13 protein-coding genes are annotated in these 12890 nt (G+C 59.0%); 6 read left to right on the top strand and 7 right to left on the bottom strand.

Annotation, left to right across the window (positions count from 1 at the left end):
* Positions 1 to 6: 6 nt before the first annotated feature.
* On the top strand, positions 7 to 642 hold the full coding sequence (gene scpB, locus FHS83_RS17645) for an SMC-Scp complex subunit ScpB (RefSeq protein WP_344100944.1): 636 nt from the start codon (positions 7 to 9) through the stop codon (positions 640 to 642).
* A gap of 40 nt (positions 643 to 682) precedes the next feature.
* Complete coding sequence (locus FHS83_RS17640; RefSeq protein ID WP_167084556.1) at positions 683 to 1081, top strand: hypothetical protein; 399 nt, start codon at positions 683 to 685, stop codon at positions 1079 to 1081.
* Between the two features lie 38 nt (positions 1082 to 1119).
* Here FHS83_RS17640 and rnd read toward each other — a convergent pair whose 3' ends face one another.
* Positions 1120 to 2271 carry a ribonuclease D gene (rnd, locus tag FHS83_RS17635; protein ID WP_208414936.1) on the bottom strand — a complete coding sequence of 384 codons (1152 nt, stop codon included), beginning with the start codon at positions 2269 to 2271 and terminating at the stop codon, positions 1120 to 1122.
* Between the two features lie 131 nt (positions 2272 to 2402).
* Positions 2403 to 3617, bottom strand: coding sequence for a tryptophan synthase subunit beta (gene trpB, locus FHS83_RS17630; RefSeq protein WP_167084554.1), 1215 nt, complete (start codon positions 3615 to 3617; stop codon positions 2403 to 2405).
* A gap of 1293 nt (positions 3618 to 4910) precedes the next feature.
* Here trpB and FHS83_RS17625 point away from each other — a divergent pair.
* Both FHS83_RS17625 and FHS83_RS17620 read left to right on the top strand, forming a co-directional pair.
* The gene (locus tag FHS83_RS17625) at positions 4911 to 5291 is read left to right on the top strand and encodes a type II toxin-antitoxin system RelE/ParE family toxin (protein WP_167084552.1); all 381 of its coding nucleotides are present in this window, start codon (positions 4911 to 4913) and stop codon (positions 5289 to 5291) included.
* Positions 5275 to 5619: a helix-turn-helix domain-containing protein gene (locus FHS83_RS17620; protein WP_167084550.1), complete on the top strand. Its 345-nt coding sequence runs from the start codon at positions 5275 to 5277 to the stop codon at positions 5617 to 5619. Before FHS83_RS17625 ends, FHS83_RS17620 begins: the two co-directional genes overlap by 17 nt.
* A gap of 583 nt (positions 5620 to 6202) precedes the next feature.
* On the opposite strand, the gene FHS83_RS17615 is transcribed toward FHS83_RS17620, so the two are convergent.
* A complete protein-coding gene (locus FHS83_RS17615; protein WP_167084547.1) occupies positions 6203 to 7315 on the bottom strand; it encodes a hypothetical protein in 1113 nt (370 codons plus the stop codon).
* A 150-nt stretch (positions 7316 to 7465) separates the two neighbouring features.
* On the opposite strand from FHS83_RS17615, the gene FHS83_RS17610 reads away from it, so the two are divergent.
* Positions 7466 to 7777: a hypothetical protein gene (locus FHS83_RS17610; RefSeq protein ID WP_167084545.1), complete on the top strand. Its 312-nt coding sequence runs from the start codon at positions 7466 to 7468 to the stop codon at positions 7775 to 7777.
* 28 nt (positions 7778 to 7805) lie between these two features.
* Here the strand turns inward: FHS83_RS17610 and FHS83_RS17605 are convergent, their stop codons facing one another.
* The 3 genes from FHS83_RS17605 to FHS83_RS17595 all read right to left on the bottom strand — a co-directional run bounded on the left by FHS83_RS17605 (position 7806) and on the right by FHS83_RS17595 (position 10613).
* Positions 7806 to 8066: a hypothetical protein gene (locus tag FHS83_RS17605; protein ID WP_167084543.1), complete on the bottom strand. Its 261-nt coding sequence runs from the start codon at positions 8064 to 8066 to the stop codon at positions 7806 to 7808.
* Between the two features lie 121 nt (positions 8067 to 8187).
* Positions 8188 to 8397 carry a cold-shock protein gene (locus FHS83_RS17600; protein ID WP_167084541.1) on the bottom strand — a complete coding sequence of 70 codons (210 nt, stop codon included), beginning with the start codon at positions 8395 to 8397 and terminating at the stop codon, positions 8188 to 8190.
* Positions 8398 to 8765: 368 nt separating this feature from the next.
* Positions 8766 to 10613, bottom strand: coding sequence for an alkaline phosphatase family protein (locus tag FHS83_RS17595; protein ID WP_167084539.1), 1848 nt, complete (start codon positions 10611 to 10613; stop codon positions 8766 to 8768).
* Between the two features lie 227 nt (positions 10614 to 10840).
* On the opposite strand from FHS83_RS17595, the gene FHS83_RS17590 reads away from it, so the two are divergent.
* Positions 10841 to 11938, top strand: a complete 1098-nt coding sequence (locus FHS83_RS17590; protein ID WP_167084537.1) for an acyltransferase family protein — start codon at positions 10841 to 10843, stop codon at positions 11936 to 11938.
* A gap of 41 nt (positions 11939 to 11979) precedes the next feature.
* Here the strand turns inward: FHS83_RS17590 and FHS83_RS17585 are convergent, their stop codons facing one another.
* Positions 11980 to 12861 carry a DNA adenine methylase gene (locus tag FHS83_RS17585; RefSeq protein ID WP_167084535.1) on the bottom strand — a complete coding sequence of 294 codons (882 nt, stop codon included), beginning with the start codon at positions 12859 to 12861 and terminating at the stop codon, positions 11980 to 11982.
* Between the last annotated feature and the right edge of the window lie 29 nt (positions 12862 to 12890).

Here is a 12890-nt window from a genome sequence, read left to right as displayed (position 1 = left end):
CTGCGTATGGCTGAGGCGCTTCTGTTTGCTGCCTCAGAACCGTTATCCGAGGAGGCCTTGAAGGCTTCGCTGCCCGAACGCGCCAACATCAAAGGCATCATTGCTGAGCTGCAGACGATTTATGAAAAGCGCGGCGTGAACCTCGTGCTTGTCGCAGAGAAATGGCAGTTCCGCACGGCGCCCGATCTCGCCTTCCTGCTGCGCAAGGAGAAGCCGGAGCAGAAGAAGCTGTCTCGGGCGGCCATCGAGACGTTGGCGATCATTGCTTACCATCAGCCGGTGACGAGGGCGGAGGTCGAAGACATCCGCGGCGTGATGCTGTCCAAGGGCACACTCGACACGCTGATGGAAGTAGGCTGGATCAAGATCCGCGGGCGCAAGCGTACGCCGGGCCGGCCGGTGACCTATGGCACCACGGAGGCCTTCCTGGTGCACTTCGGGCTGGAGAATATCAGCCATCTGCCGGGTATGGACGAACTCAAGGCGGCGGGCTTCCTGGAAGCCATTCCGCCGTCGGGTCTCGACATCCCGAGCCCGAGCGATCAGTTGGCAGCGGACGAAGATCCTTACGAAGGACCGGAAGAGGGCGAACTCGCCACCGGCGGGGCCGACCCGTTCATTCCAGGTTCATCCGCAGAGTGACACCCTGGCGGGCGGAGCGTCGCGCCCGTCGGAGTGTACTATGATGAAACCCTCGATCCTTAAACTCGCATGCGCGGCTGGCGCCTTCGCGGCGTTGGCCACAAGCGCCCTCGCTGATCCACCGCGCGCGGATCAACCCAAACCGCGCCAGGTCTGCATCCACACCCAGGATGTGGAAGGCATGTCCTATCCCGATAACCGCACCATTCTTTTTCGGATGCGTGGCGGGCCGGTGAAGGTCTGGCGCAATGAGCTTCAGCGCGAATGCCCGGGCCTTAAATTCGAGCAAGGCATCGCCTGGAACATCTGGGGCGGAGAAGTCTGCTCCAACATGCAGGTCTTCTACGTCCTGCGCCGGGGCACCCCCTGCATGCTGGGCAATTTCGTGCCCAACGATCAGCCCCGCATGGATGGCTTTCAGCCACCCGAGAAGAAATAAGGCCTAGCGGGGCTCTCAAAGCCCCGCATGCCGCTTCTTCAGTCTTCAAGCTCCACAACCACCGCTTCGCCATTCTCGAGTGCGATGGAGAGCTTGCCGCTGCGCAGGGCCTGCGCGTCCTTACCGAACACTTCATTGCGCCAGCCGGTGAGGGCCATCACGCCTTCATCATCGCCCGCCGCTAAGCGTTCGATATCTTCCGCATTGGCAATCAGGCGGGGAGCGACACGGGCTTCCTCGGCGCGCAGGCGCAAGAGTGTGCGCAACAAATCCACCGCAGCGGGCGAGGGCTCGCGATGACGGCGGCGGCCTTGGTCCGGCAGCTCCGGCACCGGGCGATCCTTGCCAGCAAGAATAGCCTCCATCAGCGCCTTACCCTGGCGCGAGGCGGCAAAGCCCTTCGGCACGGCGCGGATACGCTCCAGCGCTTCGCCATCTTCCGGCGGATTGGCGGCGATCTCCAAAAGCACTTCGTCTTTCAAGACGCGGTTACGCGGCACATCGCGACTCTGCGCCTCCCGCTCGCGCCATTCGGCAGCAGCGGCAAGAGCCGTCAGAAAACGCTTATTGGCGGTGCGGGGCTTTAGCCGCTTCCAGGCCTGCACGGGATCGAGGGCATAAAGCTCGGTCGATTTCAGTGCATCGATCTCTTCAGCCACCCAGCTTTCGCGGCCCGTGCGCTTCAGCTCCGCAGAGAGCTTTTCATAAACGACGCGCAGATGCGTGACGTCGGCCAGCGCATATTCGAGCTGGCGTTTGGTGAGCGGGCGGCGTGCCCAATCGGTGAAGCGGGCCGACTTGTCGATCTCTACATGCGCGATCTTGCGCGCCAGTGTTTCGTAAGAGGCCGCTTCGCCGAAGCCGCAAACCATGGCGACGATCTGGGTGTCGAACAGGGGATCGGGAATGACCCGGCCCTTGTGCCAGAAAATCTCGATGTCCTGACGGCCCGCATGCAGCACTTTGACAATGGCGGGGTCGGAAATCAGCTTGAAGAAGGGCGTCAGGTCCAAGCCGGGGGCGAGGGGATCGACAATCGCGGCCACGTCGGGGCTAGCAATCTGAAGCAGGCAGAGTTTCGGCCAATAGGTCGAATCCCGCATGAATTCGGTGTCGAGGGCGAGATAGGGGGCCGAGGCGAGTTCTTGAACCAGGACTTCGAGATCGGCGGTGGTTTCGATGATCCGCATCGGCCTCTGATAGCGGATTCGCCCGCGCTTTGCGTGGGTTTTGATGCCCCGCGACGCTTCTGCCTGGGCCGAAATGTGCCCCGGCAAAGGTTGCGCAATAAAATTACACAACCCTGCCGGGGAACGCGGTCCTAAATCCCCATCACCTCGGCCACGTAATCGATATCCTTGTCGCCGCGGCCGGAGAGGTTGACCAGGATGATCTTGTCGGCGGAGAGGCGCGGCGCCAGCTTGGCGGCGTAAGCGACGGCGTGGGAGCTTTCCAGCGCCGGAATGATGCCTTCCACTTCCGAAAGCTGGCGGAAGGCCGCGAGCGTCTCCGCATCGCCGACCGCCACATATTCGGCTCGCTTGGAATCCTTCAGGAAGGCATGGATCGGCCCGACGCCGGGATAATCCAGCCCCGAGGCGATGGAATGCACCGGCCAGGGCTCGCCGCCATCGTCCTGCAAGAGATAGGTCTTCATGCCATGCAGCATGCCGGGCGTGCCGAAGCTGAGGGTGGCGGCATGCTCGCCGCGCTGATCGCTCTTGCCTGCGGGCTCCACCCCGATGATGGAAACCTCCGTATCGGGAAGAAAGGCCGTGAACAGGCCCATCGCATTGGAGCCGCCGCCGACACAGGCCACGAGATAATCGGGCAGGCGCCCGGCTTGTTCTTGAATCTGCGCCCGGGCTTCGCGGCCCACTACCGACTGAAAATCCTGCACCATCATCGGATAGGGATGCGGGCCCACCACCGAGCCGATGGCAAAGAAGGTGTCGCGGTGATTGGTGACGAAATCGGTGAAGGCTGAATCCACCGCGTCCTTCAAACAGGCGCCGCCCTGGGTGACCTCGATCACCTTGCAACCGAGCAGCTTCATGCGGATCACATTGGGGTGCTGCTTGGCGACATCGATCGCGCCCATATGGATTTCGCATTCAAGGCCCAGCAGCGCCGCGGCGGTCGCCAGCGCCACGCCATGCTGTCCCGCCCCGGTCTCGGCAATGACGCGCTTCTTGCCCATGCGCTTGGCGAGCAGAACTTCGCCGATGCAGTGATTGATCTTGTGCGCGCCGGTGTGGTTGAGGTCTTCGCGCTTCAAATAGATCTGCGCCCCGCCGAGCTTGGTGGAGAGGTTGCGCGCATGCCAGAGCGGCGAGGGGCGGCCGACATAATGGGTGAGCAGGCGCTGATATTCGTCCCAGAAGCTTTGGTCCTGGCGGATCGAAAGATAGGCCTCTTCCACCTCCTTGATCACCGCCTCCAATTGCGGCGGCACAAAGCGGCCGCCATAGGCGCCGAAGAAGCCGTGCTGGTCGGGGGTGTTGATCTGATTGGAGCCGGTGCTGGAACTGGGCATTGGGTGTTTTGCTTTCTGGGCAGGCGTGGGGCGGTTTTGAGCCGCTTTTGGTCTTGCTCAGATGGTCGGTTGCGGCAGGCGGCAAAGTCAAGGACGCCAATGGCGCGGGGGCTGGAGCGGTTGGGGGCGCTGTGCGGGCGGCGGCTTTGACGGCTTTGATAGCGGCAATGTCCGCTTCGGCCTTGGCAATCGCGGCGTTTGCTCGTGCAACCCAGGCGGCGATTTTGGCCTGGATCGCGGCGTCGAACGCGGCCAGCTCCGGCGAGAGTTTCCTGGCCGCATTGCGATTGCCCAGCGGGGCACCGGGGCGGCGCTTGGGGGAGGCGGGATCGGCGGCAGATTTAGCGGCGGCGCGTGGCTTGGAGACGGTGGCTTTGGCAGCAGTCCGCGCAAGATAATTGTTATGGGCCTGAGAGGAGGGGGGAGGGGGTACCTTTATGTGCGGCGCCTCTGCGGGGTCCATCAACAACGGCAACCACACGCGACTGCGCCGCCGAGAGATCTTCCGTTCCCGCGCCGCCAAAATCACATCCGGTGTCTGCCGAGAAGAAAGCACTGCGCCTCGTCGGGTTTAGACCACGCGTTAGATGTGGGAAGCGCGGGACCGAAGTGCAAGTGAAGTGAGAGGCAGGTGCAGGTGTAGTATTCTGTTTGGATGTAAAACAGTGCGAATTTGTTTGTATGTGTGCTGCAAGCATTTGTTGTGGTCTGCATCATGTTATAAAGTTGAAAAAATTATCAGGGGGAAGTTATGAAAACTCAGGTGCTTTCCACTCTCACTATTACCTGCACAACTATGTTTCTTGGAGGATGCTCAACTATAATCGAAGGCACTACACAAGAAGTCATGATAAATACGAATCCACCAGCTGCTTCTTGTACATTATCTCGCCAAGGCCAAGTAATTTCTCGTGTTCCGCAGACGCCTGCTGCTGCGACGATTAAGAAAACTAAGTACGACATCACAATTACTTGCGACAAGCCAGGCTATCAAACGTCGACCTATCTGAATCACTCAGCCACCGCGGGCGCAACATGGGGTAATATAGTGGCAGGAGGTGCTATCGGTTGGGCTGTGGACTCCGCGTCTGGGTCAGACAACAAGTACGAAAGTCCAGTAAATATTACGCTTGTGCCTGGGTTCAACCCGCCGCCCGTCGCACCAAACAAATAAACGGATAACCTACTCTCATTTTTGCCGAGCATGCTCTTCCCGCTGACATCTGTCAGTCGCTGGGATTGTCGGGCATAGCTTTTAGTCAATTGCATGTATCCTAGTATTGGGATATAGTTATGGCACGCGATTGGATTATCGGTGAAAAGCCGCTTGCTTGGGTTGGTTCCGCTAAGCGCGATTTTCTTGAGTTTCCCATGCCGGTTATCAGCGAAATGGGTAATGCTCTGGGAGTGGCGCAGTTCGGCGGTTTGCATCCATCGGCTAAGCCATGGAAAGGGCAGGGCTCGGGCGTTTTTGAAGTCGTGGAGGATTTTGACGGAGACACTTACCGCGCCGTCTACACCGTGCGGTTTCGAGAGGTGATCTATGTTCTTCACGCCTTTCAAAAGAAGTCGCCCAAGGGGATCAAAACCGCGCGCGGTGATGTCGAGATGGTGGCGCGCCGATTGAAGATTGCTCAGGAGGATTACGAGGCACGGTATGGCGAGAAAAAGTAAAACCAGCAGCGATGTGGTCGTGTTTGGCAGCGGCAATGTGTTTGCCGATCTTGGGCTTGCCGATGCCGAAGAGCGCCAGACCAAGCTTCGCCTGGTGTTCGCGATCAATCAGATACTCGAGTCTTTGCAACTGACCCAGGCCGCAGCGGCGGAGATGTTGAAGGTCAATCAGCCGAAAATTTCCGCACTCCAGAATTATAAGCTGGAGGGCTTTTCGGTGGAGCGGCTGATGACGTTTCTGACCGCGCTCGACCGCGATGTCGAAATCGCCATCAAGAAAAAGCCGTCCTCACGCGCCAGCGGGAAGATCAGAGTGATTGCGGCGTAAGGTAACTTGCGTGCTTCGTGAAACAAGTGAGGCGTGGTGTCTAGATGGAGTTTAATCATCCAAAGAAGTCATTCATACCTAAGCTTATTCGCAATGCGGTGGCCTTTTCTTTGATGCTGGGGGGCTATGCAAGTTACCGGTATTGGACAGAAGGGGCGGGGATTCTGACAACCTCGGAGTTCCAAAATACGATGTTGTCCCTCGCTCTAGCCTTGGCCCTGGTGGCATTAGCTGGAGCCCGTTATGAGCAGAGAAGGTCAAAGTAAATCCTGCTTCGTTGAATTGGATGCGGAGGCTGCATGTCGCGCGATTTCCCCCTCACCCGCAAAATCTAGCGCTTAGCCTCGGGGCTGTGCAGGCTCTGACAGTCTTGCGCTCGGCTAAGTGCAAGATTTTGCGCCCTCTCCCCCCGAAGTGGGGCGAGGGAAGTATTTGCAAGATTTTGTGCGCCGCACGCTGGCGCTTCGGCCCCACATGGGACGAGGGGCTCCGACGCCGCGGTCAACACCATCTGTCATTACCGGCTGAGCAGAGCGTGCGCTGCTCAATGGACTAAGCCGGGGATGACAAGCAGATGGAGCTGCTAATTCCAGGTTATCTTGACCTTGTTCACGTTCGGCTTGGCCGAGTTATATTTGACCGTGTGATCGTACATGAACACGCGGATATTTAAGTTGTAGGTGTCGTTCGTCTCGTCGGTGAAGGCCAGATCGATACTATTGTTGATCAGATGGAGGTCGGTCTCCACGTTCACGACGTAGCTGTAGATCCAGGCCCCTTGATTGTTATCCAGCCTGATGGATTTGAGATTGGAATTCGAAGCCGGGCCAATGCCCCCTTGAGCGACCTGGATGGGACCGCCACCTACCGACATCAGCCCGCCCGTCAGCGTCGCTGTGTTGCCATTTTTTGAGATATCGAAGACGGTCGTGTAGGCGACGCAGTTGCTTGTCCCCGCGCGGACGGTGCGTGCAGGCTTATCGCCCTTGATCATCCGGAGCATGTTGCTGTCGATCTGGGCATCACTGATCGACCCCGAGCTGATGATCGTATTCAGGCCGCTGTTTATTGTCAGGGACTTCCCGCCCGTGTCGCGAAGATAGGCCAGAAAGGATTCAGGCGTGGGCTGGAAGTGGCCGCTGCAGGTGTCCATGTAGACGATCCGCCCATTGATAACGTCCATTTCGCCAGCCGCGATTACCCGGTTCACGGCGCCGTTTGTCGTTCCAGCAATCTGGGCATGATTAATGAAGTTGGCTTCGGTCTGCTGCGGATATTGCTCGAATGATCCTCTTTGCAGAGGCGCCTTTCCGCAGGAATTGACCGCGATGATGTGGCTAGGGTCACTTTCCAAAACGACATAGAAGGTCGTGTAGTAGGCTAGTTTGCCTCTGAGGCCGAGCCATGTCGGCATGTATTTGCACGAGGCGTCAGCAACGGTCGAGGTGGACTGGGATTTATAGGAGCTGAAGACCTTGTTGCTATCGTCTTTGAGAAGACCGCCATCGATGTGCAGGCTGTAAGTGGGCAGGTCGTCGGTGACCTTGGTCCCAAATGTGCTCATTCCGCCGTGAGACTCGAAGGCGCGGATCGCAATGTTCCCCGCGCTCGCAGGGATGACCGCGCTAAGGCCGAGCACGGCAAAAAGGGAGAGCCGCCTCAGAATGACGCTTAGTCGAGTTGAGTTGCTGGACATTGGCGGCCTCCCCAGACCCTTTCGCGTTACGAGAGCTCATGCTTTACCCAACCCAGGGTAGAGTCAAGCACTCTCACGCGGCGAAGGTCTCGCTCTGGTATTGCGGCACGCGCGGGCGCAGATTGCGGGCGATTCAGCGGAGCCTATGCGATGACCAAGGATGACCTTCACGCCTGGGCTTTGGCGCATGGCTGGCAGGAGGCGGGCGGGTTTTTGAGTTTGATGAAGCCGCGCACGTTTGACACCGCCATCGTCCGGCTAGTGTTGAAGGCAACTGTGGCGGCGCTGGAAATCAAAAAGCCCAATGGCAAATGGGAGAAAGTCTCGGGCGCGGCCTATAGCGCGATCAACGCCGGAGAAGAGGGTGATGTGCCGAGCGGGTTGGGGCTCGACACCATCAATGGTCTGTCATCCTTGATGCAGCAGAACAAGGATCATCTGGTCTTCGCGAAAATGCGCTGACCGGGCCCCTGCAGGCGTGCCGCTCTTCTTACGCGGCGGATTTGGCGCGCTTGGGCGCGGCCTTCTTGGCGGCGGTCTTTTTCGCAGGCTTGGCTTCGGGGGGCGGCGGGTTGGCGGCGCGCTCGGCTTCGAGGGCGAGGCGGGCGGCGCGCAAACGGGCCGTCTTGGCTTCTGTGGCCGCGGCTTCCTTATCGAGGAATTCCTTGACGGTGCGATCCGTCATCTCGGCTTTGGTTTCGCCGCGCGAGAGTGTGGGCTTGAAGACGCCGAAATCGTCAGGCTGTTTCATGGCCGTCCTTTCATAGTGAGGGGCGAAAAATAAAAAAGGCCGAGGCAAGCCCGGCCCTTTTCACGATACGAACAGGCCCAGACCAAAAGGCGAGGGCCGGTTCGCTGATCACTAGCTAGCCTTAGGCAAGCTGGATGTTATCGGCAGCGGACTTACCGGAACGGCGGTCCTGCACGATTTCAAAGGTGACCTTCTGGCCTTCGTTCAGGCCACGCAGACCAGCGCGCTCGACAGCGGAGATGTGCACGAACACATCCGGCTGGCCATTGCCCTGCTCGATAAAGCCGAAACCCTTGGTGGTATTGAAGAACTTCACGGTTCCCGTGATCATGGCGACTTCCTTTCAAATAGCTTTCGTCCGCCCTGCCTAAGGCGGATGCTGTAGTGTTCGATTTTGAGAAGAAAGATCGTCAGAGCGCGTGTCGCGCAGCAGAAACAACGTTCATCAACAAGATCGTGGAAGATATATAGGCGATAACGCGGCCCGCTACAAGGGAGGCTGGCGCCAAGTCCCGGAAATGGCGGAAAAAATCGCGGAAAACATGGGTTTTTGCAGTAAAAAATTTTCGTGAGGTGCCGGAGCGGCAGGAGAAAGAACCCGCCGCCCGCTGGGGCATTTTCGCGGCGGCGGCCCCTCAAAATGTATGTGGCGCGAACAAAGTGGCCCCTCCCGCCTGCAAGGGAGAAAGGGGCTTGGGATTACTTCGCCTCGAGGCCGACGGTGCGGCCAGGCATGCCGGCGGCGGTGAAATAGCGGTGGCCATCCACTTCTTGCAGGTTGAGCAGGGTCTGGAAGCCATTGGCGGCCTTGTCAGAGGCCACCGTGGTCTTGACCACCTTCGGCACCACGCCGCCCTGGAGCGCTTCGCTGGCGACCCGGCCCTTCAGCGCGCCGGGGCCCTTCAGATCGATTCCCAGGATATGGGCGAGCGTCGGGGCGACGTCGACATTGCCGACCGGGGTGGTATCGACATAGGCCTTTTTGAAATCCGGCCCGATGGCGGCCATGAAATTGCGGGTATCGGCGCGGCCGAAGCTGCCATGCATGCCCTGGCCGGTGTGCAGCGTGGTGTCGGCGATCTCGGCCTGGCACATCTGTTCCAGCTTCTCGACGCAGCCTTTGGCGACGAAATTGCGGAAGGCGATGATGATCGCCGGGCGGGGCATCTTGGACGAGCCGATGAAATTGACCTGGCTCAAGGCGAGGGCTCCGGCGAAGGCGGGCTTATCGCTGGAGAGGATCGCGTCATCGACAAAGAGGCCGCCGACATAAGGCTGCTTCACCAGCTCGGCATAGATCTTCTTGGCCGTGGCCGGGCTGTGGTCGGGGATATAGATGAAGGTCGAGCCGCCATTGGCGACCACCACAGCCTCTGGCTTTTCTGGATCATCGCCGATCAAGCCATTGCCCTGGGCGGGGTGCTCGCCCGAGGAGGTGTCCACCTCGGCGCCCTCGCGGTCGGGATCGAACACCTTCTTGCCCAGCCAGCCGCCGACATCCATGGCAACAAAGCCGGGCGCCAACGTGTTGCGGCCAACACTGCCGTCTTCATTCGGGATGGCGTGCGAGATGGTGGAGAAGCCGTGATCGGCGATCACCACGACATCGGTGTTCTTGTCCAAATCATATTGTTTCAGCGTCTCAAGAAGTCCCTTCAAGTCGCTGTCGGCGTTGGAGATTGCAGCTCGTCCGCTGGTTGAATTAATGCCCGGAACCAGTTTGCCGTCACTATCCATGGCGCCGTGCTGGGTGGTGTCGGGATCGCGCGACCAATAGAAGATCGCGAAAGGCTTTCCGGCGTCCTTGAGGCGCGGCAGGATCGATTGGGTCGCGGCGGCGCGCAGATAGGCCTGCTGGGTGAGGTTCGGCGTGGCGCTGAAAGGCGGAGCGGTGAGCCCGCCGGTGACCGTCATCACTTCCGCCGCCAGCGCGCCTTTCAAGACGGTGCTTTTGGAGGGGCTGCCGTCCAGATTCTGCGGGCGGTTGGTGGCGTCGTCGATGAAGAGGCCTTTGGCATCGCCGACATCCTTGCCTTCGCTTTCCAAGGCGCCGAGATATTCGATCGCCGCCGGCCCCTTCTTGCCGATCACGACGGTATTCCAGCCCGCCTCGCGCGCCGTCTCCATCAGCGTCTTCTGGGCGATGTAGTCGTTGGGATAAAGCGCCTTCACATCTTTCAGGATGCAGTCATCCTCGATGAAGGTGACGCTGGCGCCCATGCGGCAGGGGACAGGCTTGGCGACCCACATCGAATTGCCGAAATTGCCCGTGTCGCCCGGATAATGGCCGGTGGCGATGACGGCGGCATTGACCGTGGTCAGCGTCGGATAGGTGGAGTGGCTGTTGGCGAAGTCCACGCCATCCTTGCGTAGCTTGTACATGGTCGGCGCCGTCTCGGGCGTGACCGAGGTGTAGCGCAGACCATCGGCCACAAAGATCACCACATTGCGCTTCGCAGGCGACTGCGCCGCATCCTCAGCGGCGGCGGGCAGGGCCATGGCCCCGAGGGTGAGGCAGAGGGCGGTGGTGGCGAGAAGACGTGACATGGGCATACCCCTGGTGAAAGCGGCTGGGACCGTAATCGCCCTATGCGACAGTTGGAGCAAGGCCCCGGCGTCCGCCAGCGGTCGTCCCCAACTTTTTGCGGTGCCCCGGCGTGTAACGCGTTCTTGAGTAGCCCCAAGATTGCGGGGGCTTAGGATGGGCGAACCACAACATGAAATCCCGCCAATGAGCGGGCCGGGGAGCGCGCTGAAGACGGCGCTGGGGGCAGTTGAAAGCACATTACGAGGTTCTCGACGGCCTGCGCGGTACCGCGGCCATCGCGGTGATCATTTTCCATATCTTCGAGCTGACCACGCCGGATTGGGCCCATAACCCGTTCCCGCATGGCTATCTGGCGGTGGATTTCTTCTATGCCTTGTCGGGCTTCGTGCTCGGCTATGCTTATGATGAAAGATTAAGACGCGGCGGCAATGGCGCGGGCGCACTCAGCTTTTGGGGTTTTGCCAAACGGCGCTTGATCCGCCTGCATCCTATGGTGCCGGTGGCGGTGACGCTGGGCCTGATCTGTTACCTGAACGATCCCAATGTCGGCACCACCCAGCAGATCGGCGTCGGCCTGTCGCTGGGCTCGCTGCTGCTGGCCTATGTCCTGACGCTGTTTTTGCTGCCGTCGCCGACGCTGCCCAACCATTGGGACGAGACCCATTGCCTGAATGCGCCGACCTGGACGCTGTTCTGGGAATACATCGCCAATGTTGTCTATGCGCTGTGGCTTTGCCGGATCGGGCGCGGGCTGCATCGCGTGCTGTTGGCGCTGGGGGCGGTGGCGCTGATCGTGGCGGCGGTGCTGCTCGCCCAGAAACAGGCCTTCGGCTGGGGCTGGGGCTATGAGACCTTGTGGGTGGCGCCGGTGCGGCTGACCTATCCCTTCCTTGCCGGGCTCTTCGTTTATCGCATGGGCTGGAAAATCCGTTTGCCGATGCCCTATCTCACCGCCTCGCTGATCCTCCTCGCCGTCCTGGCCGCGCCCGCTTTGAAGGGCCTCGCCAATACGCTGCTGGAAGCCGGGATGATCATTTTGGTCTTCCCGCTGATCTTGATGGTGGGGGCGAGCATTCGCGCCGAGACCGGAAAGCTGGGGCCGCTCTGCCGTTTCACCGGCGAGCTATCCTATCCCGTCTATATCCTGCATTACCCGTTTATATTTTTGTTCGGCCATTGGGTCTGGAACACCCACCCCGGTAAACTCGCGCAACACGGCGCGGCGGTGGGCGTGTTTGCCTTCGTGCTGCTGCTGGCGACGGCGCTGCTCTATGGCTACGACAAGCCCGTGCGCAAATGGCTGGGGCGGAGGTATGCGGGGTGAGGGGACTTTACTCTCGTCCCATACTACTGCTCCCAATGCGACTAGGCAGCTTTAGATTGAGGCCTGTTGACTTGCCTCTCTCGCATTTCCGCGGGAATTTTTAATCCTTTGGAGGCGATTAGAAGCTCGGTTCCCAGACGCTTTTGGTGAAGCGAGTAGGCAACATCAAAGCTGTATTGGCGCCGGTCTCGATAAAGATGCCGGATTTCAGGTGCGTCGTCGTAAGTTACAATCCAATTTCTTTTAAGACTGATTATGCTCTCCGCGACCTTCGCATGATCGTCTTTTAGGTAATGGTTCGTGTAAAGACTGGCACCTTTATTGTAGTACGGAGGGTCAATAAAAATAAGAGAATCCTCAGGTAGTTTTTTCTCACACCTTTTTAGAAACTTTATCGCATCCAAATTTGTAAGGTGAATCCTACTTTTGTATTTTGATATTCTTTGAATGCGGCGGATGAGTTCTATTCGGTTAAAGCGGCAGTCGATCTTATAAGTCCCCGCTTGAGCTAAGCCGCCTATAACTCCGGCATCTTTGATCACGCCAGATCTGTTCGTGCGATTGAGAAAAAATGCAGAAAACCCAAGTGCGAGGGGATCAGCGATATTTTGTGCTCTGTGAATGCAACGTTGCTTACGCCATTCTTCAATCGTGACTTCGGTTTTTTCTATCGCGTTCACTAGCGCGTCGGTCTCGTTTAAGACGCAATGCCAGAATGCCCAAATTGAGGGATCGATATCATTGATATGGATATCTGCGACGTGACCTCCGTACAGGAGCTCTAAAGCCAATCCGCAACCACCTGCATACGGTTCCGCATAGTGGCCCCTTTCTAACTTATTGAGACGTAAAACCGTTGCCGTGACATCCAGCAGGCATGCCTTCCCGCCAGGATAGCGCAACGGTGAAGCTGCTATTGACATGAGATACTGAGGCCTTCCCCTTGCTTTTG

The organism is Rhizomicrobium palustre, from assembly GCF_011761565.1.
GTDB lineage: Bacteria > Pseudomonadota > Alphaproteobacteria > Micropepsales > Micropepsaceae > Rhizomicrobium > Rhizomicrobium palustre.
Note: the sequence above shows the minus strand (reverse complement) of the source record. Positions and strands in the feature narration are given on the sequence as shown.

Excerpts from the sequence above, each read along its gene's own strand:
- FHS83_RS17605 (WP_167084543.1), bottom strand. The coding sequence starts at position 8,066 with ATGAAACAGCCTGACGATTTCGGCGTCTTCAAGCCCACACTCTCGCGC.
- FHS83_RS17600 (WP_167084541.1), bottom strand. The coding sequence starts at position 8,397 with ATGATCACGGGAACCGTGAAGTTCTTCAATACCACCAAGGGTTTCGGC.
- FHS83_RS17610 (WP_167084545.1), top strand. The coding sequence starts at position 7,466 with ATGACCAAGGATGACCTTCACGCCTGGGCTTTGGCGCATGGCTGGCAG.
- trpB (WP_167084554.1), bottom strand. The coding sequence starts at position 3,617 with ATGCCCAGTTCCAGCACCGGCTCCAATCAGATCAACACCCCCGACCAG.
- FHS83_RS17620 (WP_167084550.1), top strand. The coding sequence starts at position 5,275 with ATGGCGAGAAAAAGTAAAACCAGCAGCGATGTGGTCGTGTTTGGCAGC.
- rnd (WP_208414936.1), bottom strand. The coding sequence starts at position 2,271 with ATGCGGATCATCGAAACCACCGCCGATCTCGAAGTCCTGGTTCAAGAA.
- scpB (WP_344100944.1), top strand. The coding sequence starts at position 7 with ATGGCTGAGGCGCTTCTGTTTGCTGCCTCAGAACCGTTATCCGAGGAG.
- FHS83_RS17625 (WP_167084552.1), top strand. The coding sequence starts at position 4,911 with ATGGCACGCGATTGGATTATCGGTGAAAAGCCGCTTGCTTGGGTTGGT.
- FHS83_RS17585 (WP_167084535.1), bottom strand. The coding sequence starts at position 12,861 with ATGTCAATAGCAGCTTCACCGTTGCGCTATCCTGGCGGGAAGGCATGC.
- FHS83_RS17640 (WP_167084556.1), top strand. The coding sequence starts at position 683 with ATGATGAAACCCTCGATCCTTAAACTCGCATGCGCGGCTGGCGCCTTC.
- FHS83_RS17615 (WP_167084547.1), bottom strand. The coding sequence starts at position 7,315 with ATGTCCAGCAACTCAACTCGACTAAGCGTCATTCTGAGGCGGCTCTCC.
- FHS83_RS17595 (WP_167084539.1), bottom strand. The coding sequence starts at position 10,613 with ATGTCACGTCTTCTCGCCACCACCGCCCTCTGCCTCACCCTCGGGGCC.